Source organism: Methylobacterium sp. Leaf113, assembly GCF_001423325.1.
Taxonomy (GTDB): Bacteria; Pseudomonadota; Alphaproteobacteria; order Rhizobiales; family Beijerinckiaceae; genus Methylobacterium.
In genome coordinates this window covers 29,875-47,133 of the sequence record NZ_LMNJ01000007.1, presented here as the reverse complement: position 1 = coordinate 47,133, position 17,259 = coordinate 29,875, and the positions used below count along the sequence as shown (strand labels likewise).

At 71.0% G+C, this 17,259-nt stretch carries 19 protein-coding genes; 8 read left to right on the top strand and 11 right to left on the bottom strand.

Going from position 1 to position 17,259, the window contains the following annotated elements; genetic code table 11:
* The first annotated feature begins 58 nt into the window (after positions 1-58).
* Positions 59-694 carry a hypothetical protein gene (locus tag ASF60_RS06845; RefSeq protein WP_056182449.1) on the top strand — a complete coding sequence of 212 codons (636 nt, stop codon included), beginning with the start codon at positions 59-61 and terminating at the stop codon, positions 692-694.
* Positions 691-1,350, top strand: a complete 660-nt coding sequence (locus ASF60_RS06840) for a class I SAM-dependent methyltransferase (protein ID WP_056182445.1) — start codon at positions 691-693, stop codon at positions 1,348-1,350. Before ASF60_RS06845 ends, ASF60_RS06840 begins: the two co-directional genes overlap by 4 nt.
* A gap of 19 nt (positions 1,351-1,369) precedes the next feature.
* Here the strand turns inward: ASF60_RS06840 and ASF60_RS06835 are convergent, their stop codons facing one another.
* Positions 1,370-1,777 (bottom strand): DoxX family protein, encoded by a 408-nt coding sequence (locus tag ASF60_RS06835; protein ID WP_056182442.1) that lies wholly within the window; start codon positions 1,775-1,777, stop codon positions 1,370-1,372.
* A gap of 105 nt (positions 1,778-1,882) precedes the next feature.
* Positions 1,883-2,185 carry a DUF3572 domain-containing protein gene (locus ASF60_RS06830; RefSeq protein WP_056182439.1) on the bottom strand — a complete coding sequence of 101 codons (303 nt, stop codon included), beginning with the start codon at positions 2,183-2,185 and terminating at the stop codon, positions 1,883-1,885.
* A 75-nt stretch (positions 2,186-2,260) separates the two neighbouring features.
* On the opposite strand from ASF60_RS06830, the gene ASF60_RS06825 reads away from it, so the two are divergent.
* Both ASF60_RS06825 and ASF60_RS06820 read left to right on the top strand, forming a co-directional pair.
* Positions 2,261-2,641: a response regulator gene (locus tag ASF60_RS06825; RefSeq protein WP_056182436.1), complete on the top strand. Its 381-nt coding sequence runs from the start codon at positions 2,261-2,263 to the stop codon at positions 2,639-2,641.
* A gap of 62 nt (positions 2,642-2,703) precedes the next feature.
* Positions 2,704-4,077 (top strand): PleD family two-component system response regulator, encoded by a 1,374-nt coding sequence (locus tag ASF60_RS06820; RefSeq protein WP_056182433.1) that lies wholly within the window; start codon positions 2,704-2,706, stop codon positions 4,075-4,077.
* 56 nt (positions 4,078-4,133) lie between these two features.
* Here ASF60_RS06820 and ASF60_RS06815 read toward each other — a convergent pair whose 3' ends face one another.
* From ASF60_RS06815 to ASF60_RS06805, 3 genes are all read right to left on the bottom strand, one after another.
* Entirely contained in the window at positions 4,134-4,724 is a 591-nt protein-coding gene (locus ASF60_RS06815) for a DUF2059 domain-containing protein (RefSeq protein ID WP_056182422.1), read from the bottom strand.
* A 95-nt stretch (positions 4,725-4,819) separates the two neighbouring features.
* Positions 4,820-5,527, bottom strand: coding sequence for a ribose-5-phosphate isomerase RpiA (gene rpiA, locus ASF60_RS06810; protein WP_056182418.1), 708 nt, complete (start codon positions 5,525-5,527; stop codon positions 4,820-4,822).
* 237 nt (positions 5,528-5,764) lie between these two features.
* A complete protein-coding gene (locus ASF60_RS06805) occupies positions 5,765-6,265 on the bottom strand; it encodes a hypothetical protein (RefSeq protein ID WP_443136736.1) in 501 nt (166 codons plus the stop codon).
* Between the two features lie 238 nt (positions 6,266-6,503).
* On the opposite strand from ASF60_RS06805, the gene ASF60_RS06800 reads away from it, so the two are divergent.
* A complete protein-coding gene (locus ASF60_RS06800; protein WP_056182653.1) occupies positions 6,504-9,293 on the top strand; it encodes a [protein-PII] uridylyltransferase in 2,790 nt (929 codons plus the stop codon).
* Between the two features lie 139 nt (positions 9,294-9,432).
* Positions 9,433-10,032, top strand: coding sequence for a nucleotide exchange factor GrpE (gene grpE / locus ASF60_RS06795; protein WP_056182414.1), 600 nt, complete (start codon positions 9,433-9,435; stop codon positions 10,030-10,032).
* Positions 10,033-10,296: 264 nt separating this feature from the next.
* Here the strand turns inward: grpE and ASF60_RS06790 are convergent, their stop codons facing one another.
* From ASF60_RS06790 to ASF60_RS06765, 6 genes are all read right to left on the bottom strand, one after another.
* On the bottom strand, positions 10,297-11,256 hold the full coding sequence (locus ASF60_RS06790; RefSeq protein WP_056182412.1) for a hypothetical protein: 960 nt from the start codon (positions 11,254-11,256) through the stop codon (positions 10,297-10,299).
* A 114-nt stretch (positions 11,257-11,370) separates the two neighbouring features.
* Positions 11,371-12,048, bottom strand: a complete 678-nt coding sequence (locus tag ASF60_RS06785; RefSeq protein ID WP_056182409.1) for an alpha-ketoglutarate-dependent dioxygenase AlkB — start codon at positions 12,046-12,048, stop codon at positions 11,371-11,373.
* A 10-nt stretch (positions 12,049-12,058) separates the two neighbouring features.
* Positions 12,059-12,697, bottom strand: coding sequence for a 2,3-bisphosphoglycerate-dependent phosphoglycerate mutase (locus ASF60_RS06780; protein ID WP_056182406.1), 639 nt, complete (start codon positions 12,695-12,697; stop codon positions 12,059-12,061).
* A 141-nt stretch (positions 12,698-12,838) separates the two neighbouring features.
* Positions 12,839-13,636, bottom strand: coding sequence for a 4-hydroxy-tetrahydrodipicolinate reductase (gene dapB, locus ASF60_RS06775; protein ID WP_056182403.1), 798 nt, complete (start codon positions 13,634-13,636; stop codon positions 12,839-12,841).
* A gap of 114 nt (positions 13,637-13,750) precedes the next feature.
* Positions 13,751-14,440, bottom strand: coding sequence for a MarC family protein (locus ASF60_RS06770; protein WP_056182400.1), 690 nt, complete (start codon positions 14,438-14,440; stop codon positions 13,751-13,753).
* A 4-nt stretch (positions 14,441-14,444) separates the two neighbouring features.
* Positions 14,445-15,179: a class I SAM-dependent methyltransferase gene (locus ASF60_RS06765; protein WP_056182398.1), complete on the bottom strand. Its 735-nt coding sequence runs from the start codon at positions 15,177-15,179 to the stop codon at positions 14,445-14,447.
* Positions 15,180-15,388: 209 nt separating this feature from the next.
* On the opposite strand from ASF60_RS06765, the gene gloB reads away from it, so the two are divergent.
* Entirely contained in the window at positions 15,389-16,168 is a 780-nt protein-coding gene (gene gloB / locus ASF60_RS06760) for a hydroxyacylglutathione hydrolase (protein ID WP_056182395.1), read from the top strand.
* Positions 16,169-16,590: 422 nt separating this feature from the next.
* A complete protein-coding gene (locus ASF60_RS06755) occupies positions 16,591-17,220 on the top strand; it encodes a TetR family transcriptional regulator (protein ID WP_338011498.1) in 630 nt (209 codons plus the stop codon).
* The last annotated feature ends 39 nt before the right edge of the window (positions 17,221-17,259 follow it).

Genomic DNA, 17,259 nt, shown 5'->3' with positions numbered 1-17,259 from the left:
CGATCAACGGGGCCGCGCCATACCGTGTTCCGGGCGCCGACGTGCTACATCCGGTCCGATGGAACACCCCGCCTCCGCCTCCTCCACAGCCTCCTCCTCGGCCTCCTCCCCGGCTGCGTCCCGACGCCTCGTCCTCCTCAGCCCCGACGACGCGACCTTCGCGGCGCGCTTCCCGGTCCTGATCGAGGCGGCCCTGGCGGCGGGGTTGAGGCCCACGGTGGTGACGCGGGTCGTCGACCATCGCGCCGCGATCGAGGCGCTCGGCGCCCGCGTGGTCCCCTTCGCCCTGGGGGTGTCCCGTCTCAACCCGATGGCGGCCGGCTACGAGGCCGGCCAGCTCGCCGGCATCCTCCGGGCGCTGGAGACCGACCTGATCCACTGCCTCGGCCTGCGCGCCATCGTGGTCGGCGGCTCGGCCGCCGCCATGGCGGGCCTCGGCGCCCGCATCTACCAGCCCGACGACCTTGCCGCCCTCGGCGCCCGCACCGACGCGGCCGGGCGCCTGTCGCGCCTGGCGCTCCGCGGCGTGGTCCGGGGGGCGCTCGCCACCCGATCCACCCGGTTCCTGTGCGAGACCGCGGCCGATGCCGCCGCCCTGGGGCTCGATCCGGCCGAGACCGGGCTGGCGCTCGTCGGGCCGGACGGGCTCGGGGCCGCAGCCCGGACCCTGTACGAAGACCTCGCCCGCGCATGATCGCGTCCGCCGATCCCCTCGCGTTCATCCGGGCCAACACCCGGCTGCGACCGGTGCCGCACGCGCCCGAAATCGTCCTGCACGTGGCCGACGAGGCCACCGAGCTGTGGCAGAAGACCGAGGACGAGCTGGAGGCGATCGGCCTGCCGCCGCCGTTCTGGGCCTTCGCCTGGGCCGGCGGCCAGGCGCTCGCCCGCTACCTTCTCGACACGCCCGGGATCGTGGCGGGACGCCGGGTCCTGGATTTCGCCTCGGGCTCGGGCCTCGTGGCGATCGCGGCGGCGAAGGCCGGCGCGGTCCACGTCACCGCCAGCGACCTCGATCCCTTCGCGATCCCGGCCATCGGCCTGAACGCGGAGGCCAACGGCGTCGCCGGCCGGATCGAGGCGGTGTCGCGCGACCTCATCGGCTCGGACCCCGGCAGCGCCGTGGTGCTCGCCGCCGACATCTTCTACGAGCAGGACCTCGCGGGCCGCGTCACCGAATGGCTCTCGGGCCTCCATGCGCGCGGCGCCACCGTGCTGGTGGGCGATCCCGGCCGGTCCTACCTGCCGCGCGACCGCCTGACCGAGCTGGCGACCTACACGGTGCCGGTGAGCCGGAGCCTGGAGGATGCCGAGATCAAGCGCAGCAGCGTCTGGCGCTTCTGCGCCTGACAGGCCCCGGGACCGCCGTTCAGATCCGGCCGCGACGCTGGGCGTCGAGGCTCCAGGGGCCGGGACCGGCGGCGACGAGGTAGAGGAAGACGAAGCAGAACAGGATCGCGGCATCGCCGCCGTTGAGCGCCGGGAACGGGCTCTTGGGCGCATGCGCCAGGAAATACGCGACCGCCATCTGGCCCGAGAGCAGGAAAGCCACCGGCCGGGTGAACAGGCCGAGGACGATCAGCGTGCCGCCCACCAGCTCGAGGCCGCCGGCGATGCCTGGCAGGGAGAGCAGGTCGGGCGCGGGTCCACCGCCCATCCGGGCGGGGAAACCGAACAGCTTCTGGGTGCCGTGCTCCAGGAACAGCAGGCCCGACATGATCCGCAGGACGCTGAGCAGGCGCGGCGCCCAGGCGCTCATGGTGGCGGCGAGAGGCATGGCTTGGTCTCCGGAGGGGGTGCGCGTCGCGCCCGCAACGCCGACCCTAGCGCGCCGGATCGGCCGCGGCGACCCGTGCGCCCCGCCTCCGCTGGGGATCGCTGCCTAGAGACCGTCGTCGAAGTCCGGCGGGCCGAGGCGGCGCCAGGCGGCGGCGATGCGGTCCGGCTTGACGTCGAGGGCCTCGGCACAGGCCATGAGCGTCGCCTCGTCACCCATGATATGATCGAGGATGCCGGCCAGGAATCCAGGGTCCTGGGCACTGGCCCGCAAGGTCTCGGGGGTGACGCCGGTGGCGTTCAGGAACGGAAACAGGCGCTCGTCGTCGGTGGCCATCCAGGCGAGGGCCGCCAGGGCCAGGCCTTCGGCGGAGTCGTCTCCGCCATTGGGTTTGCGTTTCGTCAACATGTATCCGCTAAATCTCCTCAGGCGGGGCATGCGTCGAACGACAATGGGCCGTCCACGCATCGGGGACAACGGGCCATGAAGAAGACGGTGCTCATCGTCGAGGACAACGAACTCAACATGAAGCTCTTCAACGACCTGTTGGAGGGCCATGGCTACGCCACGTTGAAGACCGCCAACGGCATCGAGGCCATCGAGCTCGCCCGCGCCCACCACCCCGACCTGATCCTGATGGACATCCAGTTGCCCGAGGTGTCCGGCCTCGAAGTCACGAAGTGGCTCAAGGAGGACGACGACCTCAAGGGGATCCCCGTCATCGCCATCACGGCCTTCGCCATGAAGGGCGACGAGGAGCGCATCCGCGAGGGCGGCTGCGAGGCCTACCTGTCGAAACCGATCTCGGTGGCGAAGTTCCTCGCCACCGTCCGCCAATACCTGGGCGACGCCCGGACCGCCTGACCCGATCGCCTCGCACACCGCGTCCCCGACGGCCTAGAACGAACGACCTTGCGCGAGGAACGATGTCGGCCCGCATCCTGATCGTCGATGATCTCTTCCCGAACGTGAAGCTCCTGGAGACCAAGCTCTCCCTGGAGTATTTCGACGTTCTGGCGGCGATGAACGGACCCGATGCCCTCGCGATCTGCGAGAAGGGCCTGTGCGACCTCGTGCTGCTCGACGTGATGATGCCCGGCATGGATGGCTTCGAGGTCTGCCGCCGGCTCAAGAGCAACCCCAACACCGCCCATCTTCCGGTGGTCATGGTCACGGCCCTCGACCAGCCCTCGGACCGCCTGCGCGGCCTCGATGCGGGCGCCGACGATTTCCTGACGAAACCGATCGACGACACCGCCCTGTTCGCCCGGGTGCGCAGCCTCGTGCGCCTGAAGGCCGTGACGGACGAGCTGCGCTCCCGCGCCATGGCCTCGCGCGACTTCGGCATCGGCGATCCGCTCGCCCTCGCGACCGCCGAGACCGGGCTCGACGCCTCGATCCTCCTCGTCGAGGACCGCCCCGGATCGGCCGACCGCCTCGCCGCGGCGCTGGGCCAGCATCACACCCTGACGGTCGAGGCCGACCCGCACAGGGCCCTGGTGCTGGCCACGGAGGGCAACTTCGACCTCGCTCTCGTCAGCCTCGACATCCAGGGCTTCGACGGGCTGCGCCTGTGCAGCCAGCTGCGCTCCCTCGACCGCACCCGCTCGATGCCCGTGATGATGATCGCCGAGGAGCATGACCGCGCCCGGGTCATCCGCGGCCTCGATTTCGGCGTCCACGACTACCTGATGCGGCCGGTGGACCGGAACGAACTCGTCGCCCGGGTGCGCACGCAGGTGCGCCGCCGCCGCTTCTCGGACGCCCTGCGGGGCGCCGTCCAGGCCTCGATGGAACTCGCCATCACCGACGGCCTGACGGGGCTGCACAACCGGCGCTATCTCGACAGCCATCTCGGCGCGATGTTCAACGAGGCGGCCCTGCGCAACCGGCCGGTCGCGGCCCTGATGCTCGACATCGATCGCTTCAAATCGATCAACGACACCTATGGCCACGAGGCCGGCGACGAGGTGCTCAAGGCCTTCGCGGAGCGCATCCGCACCCATACCCGCGGCATCGACATCGTCGCCCGCTACGGCGGCGAGGAGATCGTCATCATCCTGCCCGATGCCGAGGCCGACGGCGCCTACGCCATCGCCGAGCGCATCCGCGAGCGGATCGAGGCGGCGCCCTTCGCCATCCAGCGCGAGACCCGGACCGTGCCGGTGACCGTCTCCATCGGGGTGGCCTGGCGCCGGGCCGAGGATGCCGGCCCCGCCGACATGCTCAAGCGCGCCGATCTCGCCCTGTACCGGGCCAAGAGCACCGGCCGGAACCGGGTCGAGGCGGCCGCCGCCTGAAGGCGGGAACCGCCAAGGTCAAGAAGCCGCCAAGGTCCGCAACCGCCAAGCTGGGCTTACTGGAGCTGATGGCCCTTCTTGGCCATCTCGGCCCGCACCCGGACCATGATGTATTCCGAGACGTCCTGGGTCCAGTTCTGCATGGCCTGCACCATCTCGTCGAGCACCTGAGGCTGGGTCTCGACGTAGCGCTTGCCGGCGGGCGAGCGGAAGAAGGTCGCGATCTCGTTCAGCTCGGCCTCGGAGAGGCGCGAGGCATAGATGCGCGCGGCCGTGTCGATCATCGTCTGCTTCTGCATCTCCATCTCGGGTTCGAGGGAGGCCAGCACCGTATCGAGGTCCTTGGTCAGTTCGGGACGGGTCACCGCGCCCTGGCGGATCCGCTCGCTGAAGGCGGGGATGATCGAGTCGAACGAGCGGGCGATGCCGGAATTCAGCATCACCTCCCGGGCGAGCGCCAAGTGGTTCGCCGAGTAGGCGGGCGTCTGAGCGGCGGGCGTGCTCGGCGCCGCGGCGGCGGGGGCGGGCGGCTTGGTGCCGGGCTTGGCGTTGGCGGCCGGCGGCTTCGCTGCCGGGGCCTGGGCCAGGGCAGCCAGGGGGGCACCGGCGAGGACGAGGGCGGCCAGGGCGGCAAGGCGGCGGGACATGGCGGACGCTCCGGGAAGGACAGAAGTCGGGAAGAATTCGAAATCAGGAAAGATTGGGCGGCAGAACGTGAGCGGAACGGCGTGCGAGCTTGCCTTCAGACGGTGCCGAGGCGGGTCACCACCGCCTGTCCGTCCCGCGCCTCGGCCAGGATGGCGCCGGTGGCGAGACCGAGGAACAGGCCGTGCTCGACCACGCCCGGCACCGCCCACAGGGCGCCCGAGAGGGTTTCGGGGTCGGGGATGCGCTGGAGATGGGCGTCGAGGATATGGTGGCCGCCGTCGCTGACGAACGGCGCCCCGTCCTGCATCCGAAGGACGATGTCCCCGGTGCAGCCGCTCGCCCGCAGGGCCGCCGCGACGGCCTTCCGGGTGGCGCCGAGCCCGAAGGCGTTGACCTCGATCGGCAGGGGGAAGGCCCCGAGGGTCTCGACGCGCTTGGCGGCATCGGCGATCACCACCATGCGGCGGCTGGCGAAGGCCACGATCTTCTCGCGCAGCAGCGCGCCGCCTCCGCCCTTCACGAGGCGCATCGCGCCGTCGATCTCGTCGGCGCCGTCGATGGTCAGATCGAGCTCGGGCAGGTCCTCCAGGGTGGCGAGGCGGATGCCGGCCGCCTCCGCCGCGACCCGCGTCGCCTCGGAGGTGGGCACGCCGACGACGTCGAGGCCGGCGCGCACGCGCTCACCGAGCAATGCGACGAAGACGTTGGCGGTGGAGCCGGTGCCGATTCCAAGGCGCATCCCGGGCGTGACCAACCCGACGGCGACCTCGGCCGCGGCGCGGCGCAGATCCGGCCCGCTCACGCGGGGGCTCCGGCGACTTCGGAAGAACGGGCGTGCGGCATGGGACGGCTCGGGCGAGGGGCGGGGAGCGAAGCGCGCCGGTGGCGCGGGAGGATGCGACCGGGTGCCCCTAGCACGCCGGGCCGGCCGGTCCAACGCGGCGTGCCGCCGATGCCGCCTCGCTCCGCCGTGGCTGTCACTGCGCGAGGCTTGCCGTCCGCTGCGCGTGGCTTGCCGTCCACTGCGCGAGGCTTGCCGTCAGGGGCGTCCGCTCTGGGGCGGCGTGGCGCTCGGCCCGGCCCGCCCCGGCGCGGCCCCGGTGGCCGGGGCTTCGTCCGCGCCCGGACCGGTCGGATTCGCCTGGGCGGTGCAGACCACGGCCTCCTTCTGCAGCTGCACGTAGCAGATGCTCATCTCGCCGGTGCGGTAATTGACCCGGAACACCCCCGCCTCGCGGGTGTGGCGCGAGGCCACGAGACCGTATTCCGAGGGGGCCTGCGCGCTCGCTCCCTCGCCGGAGCCGTAGCACACGGTTACGCCGACGCTGCCGACGGCGCCCTCGCGCAGGCCGTACTGACAGGAGGTGACCTCGCCCGTGACCTTGTCGACGCGGTAGACCCGGTTGAGATCGATCTGCGGGGCCGGCACGAACTCGAACGAGGCCGCCCGGGCCGGGCTCCCGAGCGCCGGGAGCAGCCCGGTCGTCAGAAGCAGGGCTCCGGCCAGGCGGACAAACATCGGATGCAGGATCGAACGCATCGGGGGCCTTCGTGAATGCTAGGGGGCGCGTGACGGGAGATCGGACGGGGTCCGGCGCAGCGCTAGCGCGGCCTTGCGGCGCAACCGTGACCCATCGGGTATCCACGGCGGCTTCGTGCGCCACGGCCGATTTTTCCCGGCTGGAACCCGCTGAAACACCGCGCGGGCGGGGCGCGCCGCCTCGCCCGCGCGGTGATGCCGCTGGCGTCATTCTGCCAACATGCTAACGGGGTTGGCCATGTTCGACGCCGTCGCCGCCCTCAAAGACATCCTCGAGAACCTGGACCGCGATGCCCGCGAGGCGACGCGTCTGCGGGCGGTGCTGGTGCCGGAATTGCGCCGGGTGATCGAGCTCGGGCGGGCCGATGCCGAGGCGCGGCTGCTGGAGGAGCGCGACGGCATCGCCTGCGCCCAGCGCCTGAGCCAGCTCACCGACGCGGTGATCCGCACGATCTACGACGCGGTGGTCTGGCGGCTCTACCCGAACGATAATCCCTCCACCGGCGAGCAGCTCGCCGTGGTGGCCACCGGCGGCTACGGCCGGGGCACGATGGCGCCGGGCTCGGACATCGATCTGCTGTTCCTGCTGCCCTACAAGCAGACCGCCTGGTCCGAGAGCGTCGTCGAGGCGATGCTCTACGTGCTGTGGGACCTGAAGCTGAAGGTCGGCCACGCGACCCGCTCGGTGGAGGAATGCCTGCGCGAGGGCCGGGCCGACATGACCATCCGCACCTCGCTCCTGGAGGCGCGCTACCTGTTCGGCACCCGCGTGCTGTTCGAGGAGCTGGTCACCCGCTTCGACACCGAACTGGTGATGTGGACCGCGCCCGAATTCGTCGAGGCGAAGCTGCGCGAGCGCGACGCACGGGTCTCGAAGGCGGGCGCCTCGCGCTACCTCGTCGAGCCGAACGTCAAGGACGGCAAGGGCGGCCTGCGCGACCTCAACACGCTGTTCTGGATCGCCAAGTACACCTACCGGGTCCGCGACCAGAGCGAGCTGGTGGCCGCCGGGCTGTTCACGCCCGAGGAGTACCGGGTGTTCGAGCGCTGCGACGAGCTGCTGTGGCGGGTGCGCTGCCACATGCACTTCGTCACCGGCCGGGCCGAGGAGCGCCTGTCCTTCGGCCTGCAGCCGAAGATCGCCGAGCGCTTCGGCTACGAGCCGCGCGGCGGCCTGTCGGGCGTCGAGCGCTTCATGAAGGCGTATTTCCTCATCGCCAAGGAGGTCGGCGACCTCACCGCCATCGTGTGCGCGGCCCTGGAGGCGCGCCATGCCAAGCGGACTCCGGTGCTCGACCGCTGGATCGGCCGCTTCCGCGACCGCTTCCGCGCCACCGCCATCGAGGCCGAGGATTTCGTCGACGATCACGGCCGCATCAACCTGCGCGACCCCGACGCCTTCAGCCGCGATCCCGTCAACCTGATCCGGCTGTTCTGGCTCGCCGACCGCCACAACCTGCCGATCCACCCCGACGCCACCCGGGCGGCCAACCGCTCCCTGCGCCTCATCGGCCATTCCCTGCGGGCCGACGAGGAGGCCAACCGGCTCTTCCTCGACATCTTGAGCTCGAAGAACTCGCCGGAGACGATCCTGCGGCTGATGAACGAGGCCGGCGTGCTCGGCCGCTTCATCCCGGATTTCGGCCGCATCGTCGCGATGATGCAGTTCAACATGTACCACCACTTCACGGTGGACGAGCACCTGATCCGCGCCATCGGGGTGCTGTCGGCGATCGAGTCGGGCCGCACCGAGGAGGAGCATCCCCTCGCCACCCGGCTGATCGACACCATCAGCAACCGCCGCGCGCTCTACGTCACGGTGCTGCTGCACGACATCGCCAAGGGCCGGCCCGAAGACCATTCCATCGCGGGGGCCGCCATCGCGGAGAAGCTCGGGCCGCGCTTCGGCCTGACCCCGGCCGAGACCGAATTGATGGCCTGGCTGGTGGAACACCACCTGCTGATGTCGATGACCGCCCAGAGCCGCGACCTGTCGGACCCCAAGACCATCGAGAAGTTCGCCGGCGTCGTCCAGACCCTGGAGCGCCTGAAGCTGCTCACCATCCTGACGGTCGCCGACATCAAGGCCGTGGGCCCCGGCGTCTGGACCGCCTGGAAGGGCACGCTGCTCCGCACCCTCTACGACGAGACCGAGGTGGTTTTGTCCGGCGGGCATTCGGAGATCGCCCGCACCGATCGCGTCCGCCTGATCCAGATGGCCCTGCGCGAGCAGCTCACCGGCTGGGAATCCGAGACCTTCGACGCCTATGCGGCGCGGCACAATCAGGCCTACTGGCTCAAGGTCGACACGACGCGCCAGTACAAGCATGCGGGCTTCGTCAAGGCGCTGACGGCGGAGGGCCGCACCGTCGCCACCGCCACCGAGACCGATCCGGTCCGCGGCGTCACCGAATTGACGATCTACTCGCCCGACCATCCGCGCCTGCTCGCCATCGTCACGGGGGCCTGCGCGGCCTCGGGCGGCAACATCGTCGACGCCCAGATCTTCACCACCACGGATGGCTTCGCCCTCGACTCGATCTTCATCTCGCGGGCCTTCGAGCGCGACGAGGACGAGATGCGCCGGGCCGGCCGCATCACCATCGCGATCGAGAAGGCCCTGCGGGGCGAGATTCGCATCGCCGACCTGGTGGCCGACCGGCACCCGCCGAGCGGGCGGGCGCCGACCTTCCTGGTGCCGCCCGACATGGCCATCGACAACGCCCTGTCGAGCCGCGAGACCGTGATCGAGATCACCGGCCTCGATCGCCCGGGCCTGCTCTACGAGCTGACGACGGCGCTGAGCCGGCTCAGCCTCAACATCACCTCGGCCCATGTGGCGACCTTCGGCGAGCGGGCGGTGGACGTGTTCTACGTGACCGACCTCACCGGCACCCGGGTGACGCAGCCCGACCGGCAGGTGGCGATCCGGGCCGCCGTGATGGAGGTCTTTGCCAGCGACGTGGCGGCCCTGCGCGCCGAAGGTCTTGATGCGCTGATCGACTCGCCGCCGCCGCGCGAAGCCTGAACCGCCGCGCGAAGCCTGAACCGCTGCGCGAAGCCTGAACGGCAGAGCCGGCACGATCGCCCGTGCGCTTGATTTCAGGGCGGCACCGCCTGATATCAGCGCCAACCCCGACACCCGATTCCTGCGACGAAATCCAACGATGGCGAACGACATGCATGACGAGCGGCGCGACCCGACCCAGTCGGTCGAGGAGATCCAGGGGGCCGCGCAGGCTGAGGGCACCCATGAGGCCCCCGATGCCCTGGCGTCGCTGGTGGCCGAGCGCGACGAGCTGAAGGACCGCGTCCTGCGCACCCTGGCCGAGATGGAGAACCTGCGCCGGCGGACCGAGCGCGAGGTCGCCGACGCCCGCGTCTACGCGGTGACGAACTTCGCGCGCGACCTTCTCAACTCCGCCGACAACATCCGCCGCGCCCTGGAAAGCATCCCCGAGGCGGACCGGACCAGCGCCGACGGGTCGTTCAAGGCGCTGATCGACGGCATCGAGCTCACCGAGCGCGACCTCGCCAAGACCCTGGAGCGCCACGGCGTTAAGCTGGTCGAGCCGAAGGGCCAGCGCTTCGATCCCAACCGCCACCAGGCGATGTTCGAGGTGCCCGACCCCGAGGTCCCAACCGGCACCGTCGTCCAGGTCATGCAGGCCGGCTACGTCATCGGCGATCGCGTCCTGCGCCCGGCGCTGGTCGGCGTCGCCAAGGGCGGTCCGAAGCCGAGCGCGCCCCCGGCCGACGCCGCCTGAAGGCCGGCCGAAGCGCCACCCCGACCCTCGCCGTTCGGGCGGGGGGGCGGTGTCGCGCCGTCATTCCGGAGCGCCGTAGGCGAGCCCGGAATCCAGATCCGCCGGCGGCGTAAGGTTCTGCACGCTTTGCGTTTCTGGATCCCGGATTCCGCTGCGCGGCCCCGGGATGACGCGGTGCTGCGTCTGGGCTTCCGGCAGAACCTTTCGCCAAAGCCGCTTCGCCTCTGCGATCCCCCCGCCCGCAGGGGAGGGAAGCGGTTCGCCCTAGCGCATCTGCACGCTGTCGACGACCTCGCGGAAGCGGGCGAGCACGCCCTCGCGCTTGTCGGCCTTGACCACGCCGACGGCGCGCAGGTAGCCGTCCGGCGCGAAGCGGATCGTCTGCGAAATGACCACCGGCGTGCCGGTGGCGGTGTCGACCGCCCGGGCCACGATCTCGTGCCAGTCGACGCCGTTCTGGCGGTAGCTCTGGGCCCGCTCGATCACGAAGTCCTTCATCGTCTGGTTCGAGTAGAGCGCCGCCCGGGCGAAGGCTTCGCGCTGTTCCGTGGCCGGCGGCGGTTGCACCGCCTGCGCCAGCACCAGGATCGGCTGCTCGAGCCCGAGCATCTCGTCCTTCGCCCCCTGGGTCAGCAGCACCGAGTTGCCGGCCAGCACCCGCACCGGTCGGAAACCGGCATCGTTGCCGATGCGGAACGGCAGGGCATCGACCTGCTGCTGCAGGCTCAGGGCCGGGCGGATGTGGATGCCGGTCAGAAGACGCTTCATCGTCTCCTCGGTCTCGGCATCCGGTGTCGCCTGCGCGATGATGATGCCGGTGACGGTCGGGTCGCCGACCAGCAGCATCCACTTCTTGATCGCCGGGGTCCCGGCCGATTCCACCGCCGGCTGCTCGCCGGTGAACAGCACCGCATCGACGTCGCCCGCGACCTTGATGGCCTGGCGGCTCGAGACGATGAAGCCCTGGGCCTTCAGGTTCTCGTCGGTGAAATTGGTTTCCAGGTCGGCGAAGGCGTTGGCGGGCAGTTCCACCACCGAGACCGTCGCGCCGCCTTCGAGCCGCTCCAGGCCGGAGAAGCGCTTCGAGGAGACCATGTCCGACGGCGGATCGAAGCCGAAGCGCGAGCTCGGCGGAAAGACCGGGTCGGCGGCCAGCGCGGGCCCCGCCAGCCCCAGGGCGAGGGCCAGGATGGAAACGCGACGGACGAGGATACGCAGACGCATCAAATCGGTTCTCCGCAAGGCCCCGGTCTCGCAGGGCAGGTCGGCCGGGTCAGCCCCCGGGAGGCCGATCGCCGGTGAGGCTGACGCGATGGGTCGGCCCACACCCCGTCGCTGTCAAGCGCCTGACGGCCGCGTGACACGGCGCAGGGTCAGGTTGCAGCGGCCGCCTGCCGCCAGGATGGCCGGAACCGGCGCCGGCGCGGCGCCCTGGAGCAGGTCCGGCACCTCCGGGATCAGCCGGTCCACGCCGTGATGGATGAGTCGGGCCGGCCCGCCGATCACGAGCGCGTCACCGGCCCGAAGGCGCACCGAGCGCGTCGGATCGCTGCGCTTCAGGCCGCCGTAGCGGAACAGGGCGGTGGCGCCCAGCGAGAGCGACAGAACCGGCGCATCGCGGGCGTCCTCGTCGCGGTCCTGGTGCAGGCCCATGCGGGCGCCGGCGTCGTAGAGATTGACGAGGCAGGCCTCGGGCGGGGCCGGATAAGCGGCCAGCCTCGTCCAGGCGGCGAGGGCCGTGGCGGGCATGGCCGGCCAGGGCGCCCCCGTCTCGGGATGATGCGCCTGGTAGCGATAGCCGGTCCGGTCGGAGACCCAGCCGAGCGATCCGCAATTCGACATCCGCACCGAGAAGGGCTGGTCGGTGCGCGGCATGCGGGGAATGTAGGCGGGCGCGTGCGCCAGCACGGCGTCGAGTTCGGCGGCCAGGCGCGCCTGCGCGGCCTGATCGAGGTAGCCCGGAACATGGATCAGGCCGGGAGCGAGGACGATCCCGGCCGGTGCGGTCGGCGCCATGCGCCCGCGATCAGGCCTTGTGGTCGATGTCGTGCTCCAGCACCGTCTTGCTCTCCACCGTGGTGTCGGCCTTGAGCTGGTAGACGAGCGGGATGCCGGTGGCGATCTCGAGGCTGGCGATGGTCTTCGTGGTCATGCCGTCGAGCACCATCACGAGGGCCCGCAGGGAATTGCCGTGAGCGGCCACCAGAACGCGCTCGCCCGCCATCACGCGGGGCAGGATCACCTGGATGTAGTAGGGCAGGACCCGCGCGGCGGTGTCCTTCAGGCTCTCGCCGCCGGGCGGGGGCACGTCGTAGGACCGGCGCCACTGATGCACCTGGGCGTCGCCCCAGCGCTCGCGGGCATCGTCCTTGTTGAGTCCGGACAGGTCGCCGTAATCGCGCTCGTTCAGGGCCTCGTTGCGGATTGTCTCGATGCCGCCGAGATCCATCTCCTCCAGGATCAGCGCGCAGGTGCGCTGGGCCCGCTTCAGGTTGGAGGTGAAGGCGACGTCGAAGCCGTAGCCCTGCTCCTTGAGCCAGCGCCCGGCATTGCGGGCCTCCTCGACGCCGCGGTCCGTCAGCTCGGGATCACGCCAGCCCGTGAAGAGCTTCTTGAGGTTCCATTCGCTCTGGCCATGGCGAGCGAGGACGAGAAGGCGATCCATCGGGGGGCGATCCTCTTGGTCTTTGGAGACAACACCCTCGCGAGGCGATGGTGCAATGCAGCGAACGTGCGTTCGGCGGCTCATGGGCGCCCGAATCTGAACGGCGGATGACGGGGCCGCCGTGCCGACGTGGCTTCCGTATTAAAGCCCGAGGACGTCGTCCATCCCGTAGAGACCAGGGGGCCTGTCGAAGGCCCAGAGCGCCGCCCGCACGGCCCCGCGCGCGAAGATCGCGCGGTCCTCGGCGTGATGGCTGACGGTGATGCGCTCGCCGGGGCCGGCGAAGACCACGCTGTGGTCGCCCACCACCGTGCCGCCGCGCAGGGTGGCGAAGCCGATGTCGCCGGGCCGGCGCGCCCCGGTATGGCCGTCGCGGGTGGAGACGCGGGCGTCGGCCAGGGCGACGCCGCGCCCCTCGGCCGCCGCCTCGCCGAGCAGCAGGGCCGTCCCCGAGGGCGCATCGACCTTCATGCGGTGATGCATCTCGACGACCTCGATATCGAAATCCTCGCCGAGGGCCGCCGCCATCCGGCGCACGAGGCCGGCGACGAGGTTGACCCCGAGGGACATGTTGCCCGAGCGCACGATGCGGGCATGGTGGGCGGCCGCTCCGAGCTTGGCGAGGTCGGCCTCCTGCAGGCCCGTGGTGCCGACCACGTGGACGATGCGGGCCTGGGCGGCGAGCTCGGCGAAGAAGGTGGTGGCGGCGGGCGCGGTGAAGTCGAGGACACCCTCGGCCGCCGCGAAGACCGGCAGCGGGTCGTCCGTGACCGCGACGCCGAGGGGCTGAAGACCCGCCAACGTGCCGGCATCCTGCCCCAGGGCCTCGGAGCCCGCGCGCTCGATGGCGCCCGACAGCGTGCAGCCCTCGGTCTCCGCCACCGCGCGGATCAGCATCCGCCCCATGCGCCCGTCGGCGCCCACCACCACGAGCCGCATGCCTGGCCTCGTCATCCTGTCGAACTCGCGCCTGCGGTACAGCCTCCGGCGGGCAGCGGCAAGGATCGGCGAGGATCGGCAAAGATTTGCAAGGGTCGGCGCCCCGGAGGGACTTCAGCGCCCCGCCTGCACCAGCAGCGGCCCGAGCACGTCGGTGACGCCGTTCACGGTGATCTGGGTGCCGACGCAGAGCAGCAGGAAGGCGAAGAGCCGTCCGAGCACCCGCGCGCCGACGGGGCCGATCCAGGTCACCACCCGGTCGGCCGAGCCGTAGGTGAAGCGCACCAGCACGGCGATGGCCAGCGCCGCCAGGGACATGCCGACGTAGAAGCCGATCCGGTCCGGCCCGGGCGCGGGCCGGTTGGAGCCCAGCGCGATCGCCACCGCGATGGTGCCGGGCCCGGTGGTGAAGGGGAGCGTCAGGGGAAAGAATGCGATCTCGGCGAGGTTTCCGGCGGGGTCCCGGGTCACCTCGGCCTGCTTGCGGGCCTCGCGCGCCTCCGGCGCCGTCAGCAGCGTCCAGGCCGAGGCCGCCACCACGAGGCCGCCGGCGATGCGCAGCGCCGCCAGCGAGACGCCGAAGAAGTTGAGGATCGGCGCGCCGGCCCACAGGGTCGAGAGCATGATGAGGGCGGCGTAGAAGCCGATGCGCCGGGCCAGCTCCAGGCGCTCGGCGTGGGAGTTCAGCGCCGTCACCTGCGCGAAGATCAGGGACGAACCCACCGGGTTCACGATGGAGAACAGGGACGAGAAGGCGAGCACGAAGCTCTGGAGCGCGGCCTCCGGCGCGATCAGGTTCAGCATGCGCTCAACCCGGCGAAGGGGCGGGCACCAGGACGCGGGCCGGGGCGAGGCGGGCGACCTTGCGCGCCCGCCGCACGGCGACCGGGCGGTAGAGCTGCTTGGTGGCGTCGATCACGTGCAGCCCGGCGAAGGGCAGGGACAGGCTCGTGCCCATGCGCTCCCAGGCGCTCGCGGTGCGCAGCAGCAACCGGTTCTCCACCGGCGGCATGTACAGGGTCTCGGCCCAGCCCTCGGGGGAGAACTGGGTGCTGCGCATCAGCCGGGCGAGCTGCGAGCGGCTGTAGGGCTGGCCGTGACCGAACGGGGTCGCATCGCGCCGGGCCCAGACGCCGCGCCGGTTCGGCACCACCAGGATCATGCGCCCGCCCGGTGTCAGCACGCGCCAGACGTCCTGCAGCAGCTCCGTCGGGCTCTCGACCGATTCGAGGGCGTGCACCAGGATCACCCGGTCCACCGCCGCTTCCGGCAGGGGCATCATCGTGGGATCGGCCAGCGCCGAGCAGGAGCGGCCGCTGCCGGGCCAGTTCACCACCCCCTGGGTCGCCGGCATGAAGGCCAGGGTCCGTTCGGCGATGACGTGGACGGGGCCGAGATACGGCGTGGCGTAGCCGAGCCCGAGCACGCGCAGGCCCGACACCGAGCCCAGAAAGCTGTGGATCGCGCGCGCGACGATGCGGTGCGTCACGCCCCCCAGGGGGCTCGCATAGAAGGCGCGCAGATCGGTGACGTCGAGGCGCATGGGACAGGTTTCGAGCGGCCACGGGGCGGGGCGCGAAAAAACAGGTGCAGGGGCATCAATGGGGGCCGGCACCCCGCCCGACAAGCCCGGATCGGCCCGAGGGGGGCGGGGACCGGGGAAAAACCACCTGGACCCGGCGTCCGCGGGTCCCATGTCCTGCTCGACGCAACGATGTCCTGCTCGACGCCGCCATCCCCGAGGACGCTGCCATGACTGCCGCAAAGCCCGAGATTCACACCTTCCTGTGCCGCTCCGACAACATCGGAGTCCTGATCCGCGACCCCGCCACCGGCGCCTGCGCGGCCATCGACGTGCCGGAGGCCGACGCGGTCCTGGCCGCCCTGGCGGAGACCGGCTGGACCCTCACCGACATCCTCGTGACGCATCGGCACGGCGACCATGTGGAGGGCATCCCGGAGGTGAAACGTCGCACCGGCGCGCGGGTGACGGCGCCCCTCAAGGCGGGCGCCGCCGTCCCGGAGGTCGACGTCACCGTGGCGGAGGGCGATGGGGTCCGGGTCGGCGATCTCGCCGCCGAGGTCTGGGAAACGCCGGGGCATTGCGCCGACCACGTCACCTACTGGTTTGCCGAGGCCGGCGTGGTGTTCGCGGGCGACACCCTGTTCACCCTGGGCTGCGGGCGGGTGATGGAGGACGAGCCCGCCACCCTGTGGCATTCGCTGGCGCGCTTCCTGCCGCTGCCCGATGCGACGGCGGTCTACAGCGGCCACGACTACGTCCTATCGAACGCGCGTTTCGCGCTGGCGGCCGAGCCCGGCAACGCGGTTCTGGCCGAACGGGCGGCGGAGGCGGAGCGCGCGAAGGCCGAGGGACGCTTCCTGATTCCGAGCACGATCGGCGCGGAGCGGGCGACCAATCCGTTCCTGCGCGCCGGTGAGGCGGCCCTCGCGCAGGCCGTGGGTCTGACCCCCGGAACCCAGCCCTCGGTTGTCTTTACTGCACTAAGGGCCTGGAAGAACCGGTTCTAACTCGCTAAAGGGGGCATTACAGAAGGGCGGGTGCTGTCATTGGTTCCCGTCATCTGGACGTTCCGGTGGGTGAGATCCGTTCTGGCAAGACGGACCCAATGGGAGCCTTGCGCACCCCTGTCTTGCCTATCTCCTGCCTGCCTATCTCCTGCTTGCCGATCCCTTCCACGAGCCCCGGTGTCCCATTGATGCAGCCGCCCGGCCCGCCTTTCGCCTTCGATCACGCGATCAACCTCGGACACGGCCAGAGTTCCGAGTCGCAGGATTCCGAGTCGCACGATTTCAAGTCGGAAGATTTCAAGTCGGAAGATTTCAAGTCGGAAGATTCCGGGTCACGCGATTCCGGGTCGCGCGACTTCGACTCATCGGGGGAGGGTGCGGCCAACGAGGCCGGCGCCAAGGACATCGGTGTCCGCCTCACGGTGCCGCGCCTGGGGCGTCCGGCGCCCCGGCCGACCGCGCCATTGGCCGTCGATGCGCGCCTGCTCGCCGTCGCCACGGAACATCTGCGCCGCCTCGGACCCAAGCGCGTGACCGTGGTGGCCGTCGCCGCCGAGGCGGGCATGACCCACGCCAATGTCTACCGCTACTTCCCCTCGAAGGACGCGCTCCTCGATGCGGTGGCGGGGCGCTGGCTGCGCGACGTCGAGGCGGAACTCGCCCGCATCGCCGATGCGCCGGACCCGGCCGACGACAAGATCGAGCGCCTGCTCACCGCCCTGGCGAGCGTCCAGCGCGAGACGCTGGTGCATGAGCCGAACCTGTTCGCCGTCCACCTCGACGCCACCGTGGGCGCGCGCCCCATCGCCCGGCGCCACCGGGTCCGGCTGCGCAGTCTCGTGGAGCGCGTGGTGGAGGAGGGCATCGGGGCCGGCGCCTTCGTCGCCCGGGACCGCGAGCGGGCCATCGCGCACATCTTCGATGCCAGCTACCGCTTCACCCATCCGCTGGCGATTCAGCACGATGCCGACCTGCCGCGCGACCTCGTCGAAGCCCGTCTGGGCGCGGTGATTCTGGCGATCCAGAAGGTGCTGCGGACCGGGACGCTCTGAGCCTCCGTGACAGAGTTTTTGATCTGTCACCTGAGCTTC